Source organism: Pseudomonas sp. GL_091, from assembly GCF_057837725.1.
The window spans coordinates 4,315,817-4,334,012 of the sequence record NZ_CM174451.1; the positions used below are offsets into that span (position 1 = coordinate 4,315,817).

The window sequence follows — 18,196 nt, forward strand, 5'->3', positions numbered from 1 at the left end:
CAACCATAACAATAGGAAAATCGACATGTCTGATGCGCACGAGAGCCGCTTCGCCATTCGTGACCGTAATTGGCATCCCAAAGCCCTGACACCTGACTACAAGACTTCGATCCTGCGCTCCCCCCGCCAGGCATTGGTGAGCATTCCCCAGTCTGTCTCTGAAACCAGCGGCCCGGATTTTTCTCATCTGAAGATGGGCCAGCACGATAACGACCTGCTGCTGAACTTCAATCACGGCGGTTTGCCCATCGGCGAACGCATCATTGTCGCGGGCCGGGTTTGTGATCAGCACGGCAAGCCGATTCCACACACCCTGGTGGAAATGTGGCAAGCCAATGCGGGGGGTCGTTACCGGCATAAAAAAGACAGTTACCTGGCGCCTCTTGATCCGAATTTCGGCGGCGTCGGCCGTGCATTGACTGACCGCGATGGCAACTACAGCTTCCGCACGGTCAAGCCCGGTCCCTACCCATGGCGCAACGGCCCCAACGACTGGCGACCGGCTCATATCCATGTCTCCATCAGTGGCCCGTCCATTGCCACGCGCTTGATTACCCAGCTGTATTTCGAAGGCGATCCGTTGATCCCCATGTGCCCGATCGTCAAGTCGATCGCCAATCCGGAAGCGGTACAGAGCCTGATCGCCAGGCTCGATATGAGCATGGCCAATCCTATGGACTGCCTGGCTTATCGCTTTGATATCGTCCTGCGCGGCCAGCGCAAGACCCACTTCGAAAACTGCTGAGGAGGCCTGCATATGCCCGTTCAACTTCTGCCTGAAACGCCGTCGCAAACAGCCGGCCCCTATGTGCATATCGGACTGGCACTGGAAGCGGCCGGCAACCCGCCGCGGGAACAGGAAATCTGGAATGTGATGGCAAAACCTGGCGCGCCTGGTGAGCACATTCTATTGCTGGGTCACGTTTATGACGGTAACGGCCACTTGATTCGCGACGCGTTTCTGGAGCTCTGGCAGGCCAATCACCAAGGCCTCTACGACAGCGGTTTCGACCTGGAAAAACCCTTCAACTGCTTTGGTCGTACCGCCACTACCGATGTCGGTGAATGGACGATCGAAACGGTCAAGCCTGGCCTGGTGAAAAATGCCTCGGGTGTGCCCATGGCAGCACATATCAATGTGTCGCTGTTCGCCCGGGGCATCAACATTCACCTGCAGACGCGGTTGTATTTCGACGACGAGTCCGAGGCGAATGCAGTGGACCCCGTATTGAATCTGATCGAACAGCCACATCGGCGTGAATCCCTGATTGCCAGGCGCTGCACGGTTGACGGGAAGCTGGCCTACCGCTTCGATATCCACCTTCAAGGCGAAGCGGAAACGGTGTTCTTCGACTTCTGACGATGACAGCCTCCCTCTGGGGGAGGCTGTTTGAGAGACAGGAACGCTATCTTCCGTTGGGCGACACTTATTCCGTGTTGGTCCGGGAATGCCTGCAAATGGAAGCAGCCTTCCCCCCACAAAATCCTGAAACAAACAGACGATGTGCTGCGTCGATCACAAAGGTAGCGCCCATGCGCCTGATGGCAACGGTCACTTGAGCCCTGCACCCAAGGGCAATACAGGCGATGGCCTACAGCTGGGTGAAAGCGTCGGCATCCTCAGCAAAGAACACACTTTTATACGGCCAGTAGTCAGTGCGCCGACGCACTTCACAATCTTCTCGTAATAAAAAACGGGCGCCTTATCGGGCCCGTTTTTTGTTTCGGCAAACTTTGTTTCACATTTAAAACAAATTCGTTATTTCCACACGCTCAGCGTTACTTAAAAAAGCACTGCCTACTCGCAAATCATCGAGCCTCGCACAATCGATGTGCAATTTCGTGCCATATAAGAAACTACGTTTCACATATGAAACGCCATCAAATCTTTAAATTACTCTTAAATCATTGTTTTTAAATGGTTTTTCAACATAAAAACGAATTAGCCAATCTCTGGCATTGTTCATGCACTAAACACCGTATCACCTATAAAACAGACCAGAGACCCTTCCCAATGGCTGTGAAAGAGATGTACGCCGTCACCCCTCAATGGAACAACTCCGCTCCCAAGGAAGACCTGGAGCCCGCCGAAATTGAATTTCGCAATGTCGGTAAATGTTTCCCGGCCAAGGGCAAGCCCGAAGCGCCGTTCGCCATTCGCGGGGTCAACTTCAAGATTCGCCGTGGTGAAGTGGTGTCGATCATCGGCCCTTCCGGTTGCGGTAAGAGCACCATCCTCAATATGGGTTCCGGCCTCTATCGTCCGACCGAAGGCGAAGTGTTCGTCGGCGGTGAACCGGTCACCGGCCCGGTCCGTCAGGTCGCATTCATGCTGCAAAAAGACCTGTTGATGCCGTGGCGCAGTATTCGCCGCAACGTTGAACTGGGCCTGGAAATACAAGGTGTGGCGGCCGCCAAACGTCAGGCCGTGGCCAAAGATCTGCTCGATCGTTGCCACCTGCAAGGCTTTGCCGACCATTATCCGTTCCAGCTGTCGGGTGGCATGCGCCAGCGCGCTGCCTTGGCCCGCACCCTGGCAATCGATCCGCAGGTACTGTTCCTCGACGAGCCGTTCTCGGCCCTGGATGCGCAGACCAAGATGATCCTGCAGCAGGACATGGCGCGGATGCTATTTGATGAAAAGAAAACCGCACTGTTCATTACCCATGACCTGATCGAAGGCATCGCCATGTCTGACCGGCTGCTGGTCATGAGCGCCCGCCCCGGCACCATCATCGAAGAAATCAACATTGATCTACCGTTTCGCGACAACCCGCTGGAGCGCCGCAAGCTGCCGGAGATCGGCCCGCTGGTCGGCCGTCTGATGGAGTTGCTGCAGGTCAGTGAAGACACCGAACTGCATTGATCCACGCCCGTGTGGCCATCAACCGATTGAGGAGTACGCATGTTCAAGTCTCTGTTTCAACGCTTCAGCCAGGTCACCGGCATCGCGCTCGGCCTGGGCATGGCTTTCGCCGCTCAGGCGCAGTCGACCGACGTGACTTACCTGTTGCCGGCGCCACCGAACTCGCCGGCGTTCGCCCCATGGATCATCGCGCAGCAGAAGGGCTACTACGCCGCCCGGAACCTGAACATGACCTTCATCGCTGCCAAGGGCGGCGTGGACGTGGCAAAACAGATCGGCGCCGGTAACGCCATGCTCGGCGGCGCCATCGGCGATACCCCGATCGTGGTGCGGGCCAACGGGATTCCAGTGCGCGCCGTCGCGGTGCTCGGTGCCGGCGGCGTGACCATGATTGCCACCAATGCCGCGGAAAACATCAATTCCATCACCGACCTCAAGGGCAAGACCATGACGGTGATGTCCTACTCGGACACCACCTACTACGCCCTGCTCGCTTCGCTGCGCAAAGCCGGCCTGAGCAAGACCGATGTGAACATCCAGGCGGCCGGTCCCTCGGGTGTCTGGCAGTTGTTCTCGGCCGACAAATCCCAGGCGATGGCGGGCGTACCGGACTGGGTGGTCAACGCCGAAGAAGCCGGGGTGAAGATCAGGCTGATCCCGCAGGCGCAGATCTTCGAAAGCATGGCCCAGGCGATTCTCGCGTCTGACGACGCTATCGAGCGTCACCCGCAGATTGTCCGCGATGTGGTCCAGGCCACCCTGCAAGGCATGAACGACATCATTCAAGACCCCAAAGCCGCAGCGGCGACATTCGCCAAGGCGGTCCCGGCCTATGCCGGCAAGGAAGCGTCGCTGGAGAAGGTCTTCAAGCTCTATGTCGAGCACGTCTACGCCAATCAGGTGGTACCGGGGCGCATCGATCCGGCGCGACTTGAAACGGTCCGCCAGTTCTATGTCAGCGAAGGCATCGTCACCCAGGAGCCGAAGCTCGACGACCTGTACACCAACCAGTTCATCGACACCCAAACAGCCGCGCAATGACGGCCAGTGACAACAAGGTACCGATACGATGAAAAACCTTAATAACTCCATGCTCGGCAGCGTCGCCCTGCTGATCCTGTTCCTGGTGCTCTGGCAATGGGGCCCGGGATTGCTCGGCATGCCCGAATTCGTCATGCCGCAGCTGAGCCGCGTGGCCCAGGAAAGCGTGGTGATGTGGCACACCGGCGGCCTGTTGCAACACACCCTGATCACCGCATTCGAAATCATTGTCGGCTTTGGCCTGGGTGCCCTGCTCGGCGTGGTGATCGGTGTGTCGCTGGGCCTTTCGCCCGCCGCTGAGGCCATGCTGTCGCCGTACATCCTCGCGCTGCAGATCGCCCCGAAAGTCGCCTTCGCCCCGCTGTTCGTCATGTGGCTGGGCTACACCATTTACCCGAAGATCCTGATCGCCATCCTGATCGTGTTCTTCCCGGTGATGATCAACGTGCTGTCGGCAATCCGCACCGTGGACCCGGACATGATCAACCTCGTGCGGACCATGAACGCCAGTCGCTGGCAGATCTTTCGCCTGGTAGAGTTTCCCTCGGCCATGGCCGCGCTGTTCTCCGGCCTGCGCATTGCTTCGACCCTGGCCGTCATCGGCGTCACCGTCGGTGAACTGGTGGGCGGCAATCAGGGCCTTGGCTTCCTGCTGGTCGATGCCGAAGGCCAGGGCAATACCGCAGGCGTGTTCGTGGCCATCGTCATGCTCACGCTGATCGGTGTACTCGCTTACGGCGCGGTGGTCTGGACCGAAAAACGTGTCCTGCACTACATGCCCAAAGCCATGCTGAGCACCCAATGATGACGACCTTCAATCGCTTGCTCGAAGGCCGTCGCGTGCTGGTCACCGGTGGCGCCCGCGGGTTGGGTTACGCCTTTGCCCAGGCCATCGGCCGGGCCGGTGCCCACGTGGTCATCGCCGACATTCTCGCCGAACGCGTACAGCAATCGGCCGCCGAACTGGTCGCTGAAGGCCTGGCCGTGCACGGCGTGACGGTCGACCTGGCGCAACCGGATTCGATCGATGCCTGCATCGCTCAAACCTCCCGTTTGCTCGGTGGGCTCGACGGTCTGGTGAACAACGCCTCGATCACCAACTCCGGCGGCAAGACCTGCGAAGAGCTGAGCCTGGAGACCTGGGATCAGGTCATGCAAGTCAACGTGCGCGGCACCTGGTTGATGACCAAGGCCTGTCTGCCTGCCCTGCGCGCCAGCGGTCATGGCGCTATTGTCAACCTGGCCTCCGACACCCCGCTGTGGGGTGCGCCGAACCTGCTGGCGTATGTCGCGAGCAAGGGCGCAATCATCGCCATGACCCGCAGCCTGGCCCGCGAACTGGGGACCGACAACATCACGGTCAACGCCATCGCGCCTGGCCTGGTGCTGGTCGAAGCCACGGCTTATGTGCCTGAAGCCCGCCACCGTTTGTACAACGACCAACGGGCCATTCAACGCCCACAACTTCCCGAAGATGTCAGCGGCGCCGTGTTGTTCGCGCTGTCCGATCTCGCCCGCTTCATCACTGGACAAACCTTGCCGGTCAACGGCGGGTTCGTCATGCCTTGATACTGGAGACTGCCATGACCGATCTATCTGCAAACCTGAACGCGCACTCTTCTTCAGAGCAAGATGCCCCCAAAAGCTGGGAACAGCCGGCCGGCAGCGATCTCGAAAGCTGGATGAAAACCCGCATCGCGCGCTACGAAACCCGCAAGTACGACTGGAACGCCTTGAAATTCCAGGCCGACTACGACCCGAAATTCCGCCGCGCGCAAATGCGTTACATCGGCACCGGTGGCACCGGCGTGACCTCGGACATGAACACTATCCCGTCGGAGAACTTCACGTTTTCGACCATGGTGATTCCGGCCGGTCACGAAGGCCCGCCGCACCTGCACACCGACGTTGAAGAAGTGTTCTTCGTGCTACGCGGCAAACTCAAAGTGATCATCGAAAAGGACGGCGAGCGCTTCGAAACCATCCTCACCGACCGCGACGTGATTTCCGTGCCACCCGGCGTGTACCGCGAAGAGATCAACATCGGCGATGAAGACGCGCTGATGTGCGTGATGCTCGGTGCAAAAAAACCGCTGACCCCGACCTACCCGCCAGAACACCTCCTGGCCTCGATCAAGCGCGGATAAGCCCATGTCACACGCCATCGATAATCTCGCCCCGCGGCTCACCGCCGGTCTGCAGGCTCAATTGGCCCGGGACTTTCCCCAGCGCACGCTGGAGATCGCGGGCGCCCGCCAGGCCTTTCGCGAATGCGGAACGGGACCTGCCATTGTGTTGTTGCACGGGATTGGCTCGGGCTCGGCGTCGTGGTTAGAGGTGGCGCAGGAACTTGGCCGCAGCGCTCGGGTGATTGCCTGGGACGCGCCCGGCTACGGCGACTCCACGCCGCTCAGAGCCTTGGCCCCCGATGCTTCGGATTATGCCGAACGGCTGCTGCAGATGCTCGATGCGCTGGGCATCCAGCGCTGCGTGCTGGTGGGGCATTCCCTCGGGGCAATTACCGCCATCGCGTTCGCCAGCGGCGTGCACCAACAGCGTATCAGCCGCCTGGTGTTGATCAGCCCGGCGCAGGGCTATGGCCATCCATCACGCGCCTTGCAGCGCCAGGAAGTACGCAACAAACGCCTGCGCGCCCTGGAACAGCTGGGCATTCAACATATGGCCGAGCAGCGCAGTGCCTACATGCTATCGCCCGCTGCCAGCCCTCAGGCACAGGCCTGGGTGCAGTGGAACATGGCGCGGCTCAAGCCAGATGGTTATCGCCAGGCCATAGAACTGCTGTGCGGCGAGGACCTGCTGCGCCATGCACCGCTGTCAATGCCTTGCGAAGTGCATTGTGGTGAAGCCGACGGCATCACTGCTCCCGAAAGCTGCCTGACCCTGGCCAAGGCCCTGGGCGGTACTTTCGACCTTATCAAAGATGCCGGGCACGCCAGCCCCATCGAACAACCTTGTGTAGTGGCAGGCCGCCTGGCCTTCGCTATCAAAGAATCCCTGACAGGTGCATCGCTATGAACGATTCAGATCTGCTGAAGGACGCTCAGGACAAATACATCGTGCCAGGTCTGGAGCGCGGCCTGCTGCTGCTCTGCGAGTTCAGCCGGCGCAATCGTACGCTGACCGCCCCCGAACTGGCCCGACGCCTGGCGCTACCGCGCTCGACAATCTTTCGTCTGCTGACGACGCTGGAAACCATGGGCTTCGTGACCCGCAGCGGCAACGAATACCGCCTCGGCATGTCCGTGCTGCGCCTGGGCTTCGAGTACCTCGCCTCACTGGAACTGACCGAGCTCGGTCAACCGCTGCTGGCCCGCTTGTGCGACCGCCTCAACTACCCGAGCAATCTGGTGGTGCGCGACGGCCGCTCGATCGTCTACGTGGCCAAGGTCTCGCCACCGTCGGTGTTCTCCACCGCGGTGAATGTCGGCACTCGCCTGCCCGCCCACGCCACCGTTCTTGGCCGCATCCTGCTCGAAGACCTGTCGCTGGCCGAATTGCGCGAGCTGTACCCGGAAGATCATCTGGAACAGTTCTCGCCCTGCACGCCGAAAACCGTGATGGAACTGTTTGACATGGTTCAAGCCGACCGTCAGCGCGGATTTATCAGCGGTGAAGGCTTCTTCGAGTCGGCGATCTCGACCGTCGCCGCCCCGGTGCGCGATCAATCCGGGCAGATCGTCGCTGCTCTGGGCGTGACGATTCCGACCACTCAGATCGCTCACGTCAACTTCAACGAATTGCTCCTGCAAGTACGTCGCAGCGCCGACGAACTGTCGCGGTTGCTCGATTACAACAGTGCGACTGGCCACGACGGCCACAACCGCGTAACGGCTCTGATGAGGGATTGAGATGAGTCTCTATCAACTGCAAGACAGCACCGCGATTGTCACCGGTGGTTCTTCGGGAATTGGCCTGGCCTGTGTCGAGCTGTTGCTCGAAGCCGGTGCAGCCGTGGCCTTCTGCGGGCGCGACGAAGATCGCCTGCGCGGCGCCGAAGACAAATTACGTCAGCGCTTTCCCGAGGCGCGATTGCTGGCTCAGGTCTGCAACGTCCTTGACGCCGACTCGGTCAACGCCTTTGCCGCCGCCAGCCTTGCTGCATTGGGGCCGGCCAGCGTGCTGATCAACAACGCCGGGCAAGGTCGCGTTTCGACCTTCGCCGAGACCACGGACAGCGCCTGGACCGAAGAACTGAACCTGAAATTTTTCTCGGTCATCAACCCGGTCCGCGCCTTCAAGGCACAGCTGCAAGGTGAAGCGAACGCGGCCATCGTCTGTGTCAATTCGCTGCTGGCCAGCCAGCCGGAACCGCACATGGTCGCCACCTCGGCCGCGCGCGCAGGGGTGATGAACCTGGTGCGTTCGATGGCCACCGAATTTGCCGTTGAAGGCATTCGGGTCAACGGCATCCTCATTGGCCTGGTCGAGTCCGGGCAATGGCGCCGACGTTTCGAAGCCCGCGAAGAACGGGATCTGGACTGGAGCCAATGGACCGCTCAGCTGGCACAACGCAAACACATTCCCTTGGGACGCCTGGGCCTGCCGATTGAAGCGGCCCGCGCAATCCTGTTTCTGGCCTCGCCTCTGTCGGCTTACACCACAGGCAGCCATATCGATGTTTCTGGAGGCCTGTCCCGCCATGCGTAATGAAAATACTGTCACCGTTGGCGCTGCCATCACCGCGTTTCTCGAGCAATGCGACGTCAAGGCCGCGTTCGGTGTGATCTCGATCCACAACATGCCGATCCTCGATGCGTTCGCCGTGCGCGGCAACATCCGTTTCGTCATGGCCCGTGGTGAAGCCGGCGCCACCAACATGGCCGACGCCTACGCCCGCACCACGGGTGGCCTGGGTGTTTGCCTGACGTCCACCGGCACCGCGGCCGGTAACGCCGCCGGGGCGATGGTCGAAGCGCTGACCGCCGGCACGCCGTTGCTGCACATCACCGGGCAAATCGAAACGCCGTACCTGGACCAGGATTTCGCTTACATCCACGAAGCCCGCGACCAGTTGACCATGCTCAAGGCTGTGTCGAAGGCCGCGTTCCGCGTGCGCAGCGTCGAAACCGCACTCAGTACCATGAAGCTGGCCGTGCAGACCGCGTTGACCGCACCCACCGGGCCGGTCAGCGTTGAAATCCCGATCGACATCCAGTCGACTTTCATCCCGATGCCGACCGACCTGTCGCCGCTGCCGGTTCCCGTTGCCGTGCCCGCACCTGAAGCGCTGGACCTGGTGGCCGAGCGCCTGGCCACGGCCACCCGTCCAATGTTGTGGCTCGGCGGCGGCGCGCGGCATGCCGGCCGGCAAGTCAAGCGCCTGTTGGACATGGGCGTCGGCGTGATCACCTCGACACAAGGTCGCGGTGTGGTCAACGAAGACGACGAGCGCTGCCTCGGTGCGTTCTCGCAAAACAAACTGGTCGAGCAATTCCTGCAAAGTTGCGACGCCCTGCTGATCGCCGGTTCACGTCTGCGCAGCAACGAGACGTTCAAATACGCGCTGAAGCTGCCACGCAACACCCTGCGCATCGACGCCAACCCGGCCATCGAAGGTCGCAGCTACAACAGCGAATTGTTCATCTGCGGTGATTCGGCACTGGCGCTGGAAGGCCTGGCGGATCGTCTGGAAGGTCGCCTGCAAATCGACCCGACGTTCCTCGCCGAGCTCAAGCACGTGCGTGAAAAATCCCGCACGCAACTGATCGCCGACCTCGGCCCGTACTCGGCCATGGTCGAACAGCTGCAAGCGCTCACCGGACGCAACTTCTCGTGGGTGCGCGACGTCACGCTGTCCAACAGCATCTGGGGCAACCGCCTGCTGACGCTGTTCCACCCGCGTGCCGGCGTGCATGCATTGGGCGGTGGCATTGGCCAGGGTTTGTCGATGGGCATTGGCGCGGCCGTTGCGGCAGCGGAAACGGCGCCTGAGCGCAAGGTCTTCGCCCTGGCCGGTGACGGCGGTTTCATTCTCAACCTCGGCGAGCTGGCAACGCTGGTGCAAGAGAACGCCAACGTGGTGATTCTGCTGATGAACGATCAGCGCTACGGCGTCATCCGCAACATTCAGGACGCGGTGTACGGCAGTCGCCACTGCTACGTCGACCTGCACACGCCGGACTATTCCAAGCTGGCCGAGTCGCTGAACCTGCGCCATGGCCTGGTCACCGACCTGAAGGATTTCGGCAAGGTCGTCGACGGTGCGCTCGCGCAGCCCGGTCCGTTTCTGCTGGAAGTCGACATGCTCAGTGTCGGCAGCTTCGCCACCCAGTTCGCCGGTCCGCCCAACAGCGAAACCAAAGCGCAAAAAGCCACGGCCTGAGGACTTCGCCATGTTGCATATCACCATGATCGGCTGCGGCGCCATTGGCGTCGGCGTGCTCGAACTGCTGGAGAAAGACCCGCAGTTGTGCGTCGACTACGTCATCGCCTCGGCCGGTTCCGAAGAGCTTGTACGTCAGAGGCTGACCAGTTTCAAGCAACCACCGCAAGTGCTGACGGCGCTACCGGCCGACGCGCGCCCCGACCTGTTGGTCGAGTGCGCCGGTCACAAAGCCATCGAAGAACATGTGTTGCCGGCGCTGGAGCGTGGCATTGCCTGCCTGATCGTCTCGGTCGGCGCGCTGTCCGAAGTCGGCCTGGTGGAGCGCCTGGAGGCGGCAGCCGAACGCGGTCAGACCCGCATCGAATTGCTGCCCGGCGCCATCGGCGGTATCGACGCCTTGTCGGCGGCCAAGGTCGGGGGCCTGGACGCGGTGAACTACACCGGACGCAAACCGGCGCGCGCCTGGAAAAACACCCCGGCTGAACAGGCCTTTGACCTGGACAGCCTTACCGAAGCCACGGTGATTTTTCAGGGCAGCGCCCGCGAAGCGGCCCACCTCTATCCGAAAAACGCCAACGTCGCCGCGACCTTGTCGCTGGCCGGACTCGGCCTGGATCGCACTCATGTGACCCTGATCGCCGATCCGCAAAGCGAAGAGAACGTCCATCACTTCGAAGCCCGCGGCGCCTTTGGCGGGTTCGAACTGAGCCTGCGTGGCAAACCGCTGCTGGCCAACCCGAAGACCTCGGCGTTGACCGTTTACAGCGTTGTCCGCGCCTTGGGCAATCACGCCCACGCGATTTCGATTTAGGGGACTGCGATGACTCTCGAACAGACTTTACCGATCTGCATTGCCGGCCAGTGGCGACTGGGGCGCGGTGAACGCTACGCCACGTGCTACCCCGCCACCGGCGAAGCCGTTGCCTGGCTCAACGCCGCCAGTGTCGAAGACGTTGAAGAGGCCGTGCAAGGCGCCCACCAGGCGTTTCTGCACAGCGGCTGGGCGCAGCGCAAACCTCATGAACGCGCCGGTGTGCTGTACCGCATTGCCGAGCTGATCCGTGAGCGCAGTGAAGAACTGGCGCAATTGCAGCGCCAGGACAATGGCAAGCCGATCAACGAAACCCGTGCCTTGGTGGCCAGCGCGGCCGGGACTTTCCAGTTTTTCGCTTCGGCCTGTGAAACCCTCGAAGAAACCATCACTCCGTCCCGTGGTGATTTCGTCAGCATGAGCGTTTACGAGCCCATGGGCGTGATCGCCGCGATTACACCGTGGAACTCACCGATTGCCAGCGAAGCGCAGAAAGTCGCCCCGGCCCTGGCCGCCGGTAATGCGGTGGTCATCAAGCCTGCGGAAATCACCCCGCTGATGGCCTTGCAACTGGCGCGCATCTGCGAAGACGCCGGGTTGCCCAAAGGCCTGCTCAGCGTGCTGCCGGGCAAGGGCTCGCTGCTCGGCGATGCGCTGACCCGTCACCCGCTGGTCAAACGCGTGTCGTTCACCGGCGGTACCAGGACCGGTAAACACATTGCCCACATCGCCGCCGACAAGATGATGCCGGTGTCACTGGAACTGGGCGGCAAATCGCCGACCATCGTCCTCGATGACGCCGACCTCGACCATGCGGTGGCCGGTGTGTTGTACGGCATCTTCAGTTCTTCGGGCGAAGCCTGCATCGCCGGTTCGCGGTTGTTCGTCGCCCGCGCACTGTATGAGCCGTTCATGGCGCGCCTGGTGGCCGCTGCGGCCGAGTTGCGTGTCGGTGATCCGGCGGACGAGCGCACGCAAATGGGCCCGCTGATCAGCGCCGGTCACCGCGAGTCGGTGGAACGCTATGTGGCGCTGGGGCTGGCCGAAGGCGGACGTCTGCTGCTCGGTGGCAAACGTCCCGGCGGCGGCGTTTACGACCAGGGTTACTACTATCCGCCGACCATCCTCGAAGGGTTGAACAACAGCCAGCAGGTGTGTCAGGAAGAAATCTTCGGCCCGGTGCTGGTGGCCATGCCATTCGATGACGAAGCGCAATTGCTGGAGCAGGCCAACGACAGCCTGTACGCCCTCGCCGCCGGCATCTGGACCGGCGATTACAAGCGCGCCTGGGCCCTGGGTCGAAAAATCCAGGCCGGTACGGTGTGGATCAACACCTACAAGCAGTTCTCGATTTCCACCCCGTTCGGTGGCTGGCGTGACAGTGGCCTGGGCCGTGAAAAAGGGCGCCTCGGCATCCTGCAGTACATGGAACAGAAAAGCCTTTATTGGGGCATGAATGAACAGCCACTGGCCTGGGCCGGTGTGCAACGAGAGGTAGGGTTATGAGCGTTTTAGGCATTGATGAAGTCACCTACGGTGTCGAGGACCTGGACACCAGCGTACGGTTCTTCAGCGACTGGGGCCTGAGCAAAGTCAGCGAACAACCTGACGAGGTGATCTTCGAAACCCTCAACGGCTGCCGCGTGGTGCTCGCCGACATCAATAAGGCTGGCCTGCCGCCGGCCATCGAGCCCGGTTCAACCGTGCGCGAAGTGGTCTGGGGCGTCGAAAGCGACGCTGACCTGAAGCTTTACAGCGAGCGTATCGCCAACGATCCGGGCTTCATCGAAGCGAACGGCCGTATCGGTTGCACCGACCCCAATGGCCTGGCGATCCGTCTGCAGGTGACCCGCAAGCGTGAACTGAACATTGAGTGCAGCGGCCATAACACCTGGCAAACCAAGGGCCGGATCAACAAGGCTGCGCCGGTCTACGAACGCGCCACACCCATCGAGGTCGGGCATGTGGTGTTTTTCGTCAAGGACGTCAACGCCTGCGAAGCCTTCTATCACGAGCGCTTCGGCTTCCAGGCCTCGGACCGCTATCCGGATCGCGGCGCGTTCCTGCGCACCGCTGAAGAAGGCGGTCACCACGACCTGTTCATGCTGCAACTGCCCGCCCCACGCGCCGGCCTGAACCACGTCGCCTTCACCGTGCGCGACGTGCACGAAGTGTTCGGCGGCGGCATGCACATTTCCCGCAGCGGCTGGGCCACTGAAATCGGCCCGGGGCGGCACCCGGTGTCTTCGGCCTTCTTCTGGTACTTCAAGAACCCGGCCGGCGCTTTGGTCGAGTACTACGCCGACGAAGACCAACTGACCGGCGAATGGGAACCACGCACCTTCGAACCCGGCCCGACAGTCTTCGCCGAATGGGCGATTGCCGGCGGCATCGATGGCAATACCCGCCGCCAGCAAAACGTCGAGGCGCCGCAAGGCAAGTTCCTGACTGACAAACCGAAGCCCTGAGCAGGTCACGAGCATGAGCGAATCATTGCTGGTGACCGTGCTGCTCAAGCACGACCAATCGAAAAACCTGGAAGACATTCAGCGGCACATGAAACAGCAGGACTGGTGGGAGCGCTTTCCCCCGCAAGGCGTCGAAGTGGTGTCCTGGACCGTGGCCATGGGCCTGGGCCAGATCGTCACCCTGCGTTTGCCGCCGAGCCTGCTGCCGACCCTCAACGTCGAGCTCGAACGCTCGGCCTGGGGCGTGTTCAGCACCGAAGTTTTCCCGACGTATGACTTTATCCCCGTGCGCGAAACGATCCGCGAACGGGTACGCAACGGAGGTCAATGAAATGAGCAATACCGAACCCTACCTGCAGCCCAATCAGGCCCGCAAGCGCCCCAACACCCAGTTCGAAGAGTTGCTGGGCGACTCCATCGAACGCGCCTTCGGCAACGGGGTGACCGAGTTGCCCGACCTGCTCGCGCACCTGAACCTGGCCGGTCCGCCCTGCCCCCTGACCACCGGCGAGTGGACACCGGACGCCTATAAAACCCTGATGGCTCGGCTGGGCGAATGACCCGCCGGAGGTAAATAAGAAATGAACATGAACACAACCGTTGATCCTGTAGAAAACCTCCTGGCAAATGGCTTGAAGAACCTCTGGTTCCCGGTCCTGCCTAGCGACCAACTGGGCGAGAAGCCGGTGTCGATCCGTCGACTGGGCTACAAGATTGCCTTGTGGCGTGACAATGACGGCAGCGTGCATGCCCTGGAAGACCATTGCCCTCATCGCGGCGCACCGTTATCCCAGGGCCCGGTATTGGGCGATCGCCTGCAATGCCCTTATCACGGCGTCGAAGTGCGCTGCGACGGTACTGTCACCAAAGTTCCCGGCAGCCCCGGTTGCAAACTCGAAGGCAGCCGCCCGACCCGGATGTTCCACACCCGTGAAGCCGCCGGTGCGATCTTTCTCTACAACGCCGCGGAACCGCATGTTGAAAACCCACCGGAACTGGTGCTGCCCGAGCAGCTGACTTCCCCGGAGTGGAGCAGCTTCGTCTGCTACGCCGAGTGGAAGGGCGACTACCGCTACGTCATCGACAACGTCATGGACCCGATGCACGGCACCTACCTGCACAAGATGTCGCACTCCATGAGCGAAGGCGAAGCCACCGCCAAGTTCGTCACCCGCGACACCGACAAAGGTTTCTTCTTCGAGAAGGAAGGCCAGCGCGGGGTGAACTTCGACTGGACCGAATTCATGGACGACAGCTGCCACTGGCTGCGCCTGGAAATCCCTTATCCGAAAACCGGCGGCCCGGGCGGTAACTTCACCATCATCGGCAGCTACACGCCGAGCGGCCCTTCCATGTCGGCGGTATTCCACTGGCGTTGCCGCCCACTGACCGGCTGGCAACGCGACACCTGGCGGTTCCTCTACAAGAATCGTCTGGAAGCACGCCACTGGGCGGTGCTGGAACAGGATCGGACGCTGCTCGAATTCATGGAACCAGACGCCAACCAGCGGGAAAACCTCTACCAGCATGACCTCGGTGTGGTGCGCCTGCGTCGCTACCTGAAAAACGCGGCCAAGGCCCAACTGGAGCTGATCGACGCGAAGCAATTGTCATGAACGCAGCGGTGCAACGTGTTCAGGCCGACTCGCTGAACGAGTCGGCCAGCAACACCTGGTCGAATGCCTTGCTGATCGGTAACGAGGTAGTGATGTCCGGCATGACCGGTCATCCCGCCACGCGCCTGGCCGCTGAATCCGGCGCGCCGCTCGATACCTATGCCCAGACCCTGGTGGTGCTGGGCAAGGTTCGGGCGCTGGTCGAAGCGGCCGGTGGGCATGCCGGCAATATCTACCGGCTCACGGTGTATGTCACTGCCATCGCCGACAAGGACGAAGTGGGTCGCGCCCGTCGCGACTTCTTCGCCGGTCAGGCGTTGTTCCCGACCTCCACGCTGGTGGAAGTGAGCGCGCTGGTGTTTCCCGAACTGCGGGTGGAGATCGAGGCCGGCGCGCGTCTCGATCTCGATTTGCGAACTGTCGAAAAGAGGTGACCGATGTCCCATTCCTCCCCCCTCACCGCGCTTGTGCATACCCTGCGCTATGAAGCCGAAGGCATCATCAGTGTCGAGTTGCGGCCCTACGGCGACACGGTATTCGCCCCGTTCGAAGCCGGATCGCACATTGATCTGCATCTGCCCAACGGGCTGGTGCGCAGCTACTCGCTACTCAACTCGCCGACCGATCGAGGCCGCTATGTGGTCGGCATCCTGCGTGATCGCAACAGCCGTGGCGGTTCGGAATATGTGCATGGGCAATTGCGGGTCGGCATGCAACTGCCGATTTCGGCACCGCGCAATAACTTCCAGCTCGACCTGAGCGCCAGGCACAGCGTGCTGGTAGCCGGCGGTATCGGTATCACGCCGATTTACTGCATGTTCCGCCAATTGCTGGCACTGGGAAAATCCGCCGAACTGATCTACTGCGCCCGTTCGCGGCAGGAAGCCGCACTGGTGGAGGAACTCAGCGGCCTGAGCGCCAAGGTGGTTTACCACTTCAATGACGAAAAAGGCATGCCGCCGGACCTGAGCGCCTACCTGGCAGGCCAGCCCGACGACACGCACTTTTATTGCTGTGGTCCGACTCCGATGCTCGATGCCTTCGAAAGTACCTGCGAAGGCCTGGGTTATCCCCATGCGCATATCGAGCGTTTCGCCGCGGCTGAACTGCCGCCGTCCGAAGATGCGCAGAGCAGTTACAGCGTCGAGCTGAAAAAGTCCGGCAAGACACTGTCGATCGAACCGGGCCTGAGTTTGCTCGATGTGTTGCTTGAGGCCGGTTGTGACATCGAGTACAGCTGTCGCGAAGGCGTTTGTGGTTCGTGCGAAACGCGGGTGCTGGAGGGTGATGTCGACCACCGTGACGGCGTGCTGACCAAAGCCGAGCGTGCCGCGAACAAATCAATGATGGTGTGTGTATCCGGCTGCAAGAGCCGGCGACTGGTGCTTGACCTGTAACACCTCTATTTCACCCATTAAACAGGCCGACATTTTTGTCGGCCTTTTTTATGCGCGTGAAGTTACAACGCACAGTTAACGTGCACTTTGGTTACCCCCGCAACGTCACGTTTCACGGGCAATACAAGGAAATGCGTTTCCTATATAAACCATTGTTTTTACTAGGTTTATTCCTGACAACAAGTACAGTCAACAGTTGGCATAGTTTCTGCTCTACATCTATCAGATTCATATGTCAGACGCCGTATTACCTATGAAACAGTAAAAATAAAAACGCACGCCACATAGCAACATCCGAATGTTTCCACCCATTGCCACTTTAAAGGCAAGCGGAGAAGTGTTGCCGGTCACTTTGTAGCGCTCAACATTGCAGGGGAAGTCAGCATGAAGAATTACGTTATAGGCCTGGGACTGATGATGAGCAGTTGCCTCTGCTTCGCAGGCGAACCCGGTCCTGCTGCGCCAGAGTCATCGGCCACCGCGAAAAAGCCGTTTCCGCATATCGCCTGGCGTAGCGAGGACGGCCAAAGCAGCCTGGACATCGGCGGCGCCTTGCGCACCAACTATCGCGATGAGCATTGGGACACCACCGAGAACAATGGCCGGTTTCTGTTCGACACCTTCCGTATCGATGTGCAAGCGACTTACAAGAACCTCTACAGTGATGTCGGCTACTGGTTCCAGGACGACGGTAAACGTTCCATCGATCGCGGCTTCGTTGGCTATCGCCTGAACAGCAATTCCAATCTGCAAGTGGGCGCGCCGTTCAAACCTTTCGGACTGGAACCCTACCCGCAATTCGGCTGGAGCTATCACCTGCCCTTCTTCATGGGTTACGGCGTCAGCGCCGGTACCGGTTTGAAGTACAGCTACAAGGACAAGGACTGGGACCTGCAACTGGGGTACTTCCCGCGCATGTTGCCTTCCGACATCCGCTACTCGCCGGAGGTCGGTCGTTTCGCCGATCTCAAGGACAATGCGATTCCCTTCACCCAGTCGCGCCAGGATAACGAGAAGCACAACCAGCTCAACGCCCGCCTCGCGCGGACCTTTGTCAACGATGGCTGGAAAACCGAAATCGGTGCATCGCTGGCCACTGCCCAGCTCTATAACGCCACCACCAAAGATGACGGCGACTATTGGGCCGGCGGCATCCACGCCATCATCAACGCCGGTCAGTGGACCGTCAGCACCCAGGGCATTCGCTACGAATACGACCCGAAAAACCCGACCGGCGTCAGCGACGATTCAATACTCATGGGCGGCAACGGGCTGACGCCCGCTTACCTGATTGCCGCCAAAGCCACCATCGCTTCGCTGAACGTCGGCTACGACATCCCCACGCCGAAACTGGGACAGTTGAAGAAAATCAAACTGTACAACGACTACAGCCGCATGATGAAAGACAAGAGCGGTTGGGACGACTCGCAGATGTACACCGTCGGTGCCCAGTTCCTCGCGATGCCGATCATGGCGTGGGTCGACCTGACCTGGGCGAAAAACGCCAACCCCTACGGCGGTGCAGAAAATGGCACCGGGTTTACCAATACCAGTTCAACAGGCAGTAATCAGTGGTTCTACCGAACGAACATCAATATCGGGTACTACTTTTGATTCACGGGTATTAGCCACTGAAGGGGGTCGATGGCTG

The 18,196-nt window shown here is 60.6% G+C and carries 20 protein-coding genes; all 20 read left to right on the plus strand.

The features are described from left to right. Positions 1-25: 25 nt before the first annotated feature. The 20 genes from pcaH (at position 26) to AC3ITY_RS19700 (ending at position 18,159) form a co-directional block, all read left to right on the plus strand. Entirely contained in the window at positions 26-745 is a 720-nt protein-coding gene (gene pcaH, locus AC3ITY_RS19605) for a protocatechuate 3,4-dioxygenase subunit beta (RefSeq protein ID WP_489304454.1), read from the plus strand. Between the two features lie 12 nt (positions 746-757). Next, entirely contained in the window at positions 758-1,360 is a 603-nt protein-coding gene (pcaG, locus tag AC3ITY_RS19610; RefSeq protein ID WP_489304455.1) for a protocatechuate 3,4-dioxygenase subunit alpha, read from the plus strand. 669 nt (positions 1,361-2,029) lie between these two features. Continuing rightward, a complete protein-coding gene (locus AC3ITY_RS19615; protein ID WP_489310947.1) occupies positions 2,030-2,866 on the plus strand; it encodes an ABC transporter ATP-binding protein in 837 nt (278 codons plus the stop codon). 39 nt (positions 2,867-2,905) lie between these two features. After that, positions 2,906-3,907 carry an ABC transporter substrate-binding protein gene (locus tag AC3ITY_RS19620; RefSeq protein WP_489304456.1) on the plus strand — a complete coding sequence of 334 codons (1,002 nt, stop codon included), beginning with the start codon at positions 2,906-2,908 and terminating at the stop codon, positions 3,905-3,907. 28 nt (positions 3,908-3,935) lie between these two features. Then, a complete protein-coding gene (locus AC3ITY_RS19625; RefSeq protein WP_489304457.1) occupies positions 3,936-4,712 on the plus strand; it encodes an ABC transporter permease in 777 nt (258 codons plus the stop codon). Beyond that, positions 4,709-5,476 (plus strand): SDR family oxidoreductase, encoded by a 768-nt coding sequence (locus AC3ITY_RS19630; protein ID WP_489304458.1) that lies wholly within the window; start codon positions 4,709-4,711, stop codon positions 5,474-5,476. The genes AC3ITY_RS19625 and AC3ITY_RS19630 overlap by 4 nt, the downstream gene beginning before the upstream one ends. A gap of 14 nt (positions 5,477-5,490) precedes the next feature. After that, on the plus strand, positions 5,491-6,054 hold the full coding sequence (locus AC3ITY_RS19635; RefSeq protein WP_489304459.1) for a cupin domain-containing protein: 564 nt from the start codon (positions 5,491-5,493) through the stop codon (positions 6,052-6,054). 4 nt (positions 6,055-6,058) lie between these two features. Further along, a complete protein-coding gene (locus AC3ITY_RS19640; protein ID WP_489304460.1) occupies positions 6,059-6,943 on the plus strand; it encodes an alpha/beta fold hydrolase in 885 nt (294 codons plus the stop codon). After that, on the plus strand, positions 6,940-7,776 hold the full coding sequence (locus AC3ITY_RS19645; protein WP_489304461.1) for an IclR family transcriptional regulator: 837 nt from the start codon (positions 6,940-6,942) through the stop codon (positions 7,774-7,776). The genes AC3ITY_RS19640 and AC3ITY_RS19645 overlap by 4 nt, the downstream gene beginning before the upstream one ends. 1 nt (position 7,777) lies before the next feature. Then, the gene (locus AC3ITY_RS19650) at positions 7,778-8,575 is read left to right on the plus strand and encodes an SDR family oxidoreductase (RefSeq protein ID WP_489304462.1); all 798 of its coding nucleotides are present in this window, start codon (positions 7,778-7,780) and stop codon (positions 8,573-8,575) included. Continuing rightward, complete coding sequence (locus tag AC3ITY_RS19655) at positions 8,568-10,250, plus strand: thiamine pyrophosphate-binding protein (RefSeq protein ID WP_489304463.1); 1,683 nt, start codon at positions 8,568-8,570, stop codon at positions 10,248-10,250. Before AC3ITY_RS19650 ends, AC3ITY_RS19655 begins: the two co-directional genes overlap by 8 nt. A 10-nt stretch (positions 10,251-10,260) precedes the next feature. Next, positions 10,261-11,064, plus strand: a complete 804-nt coding sequence (locus AC3ITY_RS19660; protein ID WP_489304464.1) for an aspartate dehydrogenase — start codon at positions 10,261-10,263, stop codon at positions 11,062-11,064. Positions 11,065-11,073: 9 nt separating this feature from the next. After that, positions 11,074-12,570, plus strand: a complete 1,497-nt coding sequence (locus tag AC3ITY_RS19665) for an aldehyde dehydrogenase (protein ID WP_489304465.1) — start codon at positions 11,074-11,076, stop codon at positions 12,568-12,570. Then, on the plus strand, positions 12,567-13,532 hold the full coding sequence (locus AC3ITY_RS19670; protein ID WP_489304466.1) for a VOC family protein: 966 nt from the start codon (positions 12,567-12,569) through the stop codon (positions 13,530-13,532). Before AC3ITY_RS19665 ends, AC3ITY_RS19670 begins: the two co-directional genes overlap by 4 nt. Before the next feature lie 13 nt (positions 13,533-13,545). After that, a complete protein-coding gene (locus AC3ITY_RS19675; protein ID WP_217872463.1) occupies positions 13,546-13,863 on the plus strand; it encodes a hypothetical protein in 318 nt (105 codons plus the stop codon). A 1-nt stretch (position 13,864) separates the two neighbouring features. Beyond that, positions 13,865-14,092 (plus strand): recombinase-like helix-turn-helix domain-containing protein, encoded by a 228-nt coding sequence (locus AC3ITY_RS19680; protein ID WP_150725541.1) that lies wholly within the window; start codon positions 13,865-13,867, stop codon positions 14,090-14,092. A 21-nt stretch (positions 14,093-14,113) separates the two neighbouring features. Further along, on the plus strand, positions 14,114-15,148 hold the full coding sequence (locus AC3ITY_RS19685) for an aromatic ring-hydroxylating oxygenase subunit alpha (RefSeq protein ID WP_150756355.1): 1,035 nt from the start codon (positions 14,114-14,116) through the stop codon (positions 15,146-15,148). Beyond that, complete coding sequence (locus AC3ITY_RS19690; RefSeq protein ID WP_489304467.1) at positions 15,145-15,582, plus strand: RidA family protein; 438 nt, start codon at positions 15,145-15,147, stop codon at positions 15,580-15,582. The genes AC3ITY_RS19685 and AC3ITY_RS19690 overlap by 4 nt, the downstream gene beginning before the upstream one ends. Before the next feature lie 3 nt (positions 15,583-15,585). After that, positions 15,586-16,545, plus strand: a complete 960-nt coding sequence (locus tag AC3ITY_RS19695) for a PDR/VanB family oxidoreductase (protein WP_489304468.1) — start codon at positions 15,586-15,588, stop codon at positions 16,543-16,545. A gap of 384 nt (positions 16,546-16,929) precedes the next feature. Then, a complete protein-coding gene (locus AC3ITY_RS19700; RefSeq protein WP_489304469.1) occupies positions 16,930-18,159 on the plus strand; it encodes a hypothetical protein in 1,230 nt (409 codons plus the stop codon). The last annotated feature ends 37 nt before the right edge of the window (positions 18,160-18,196 follow it).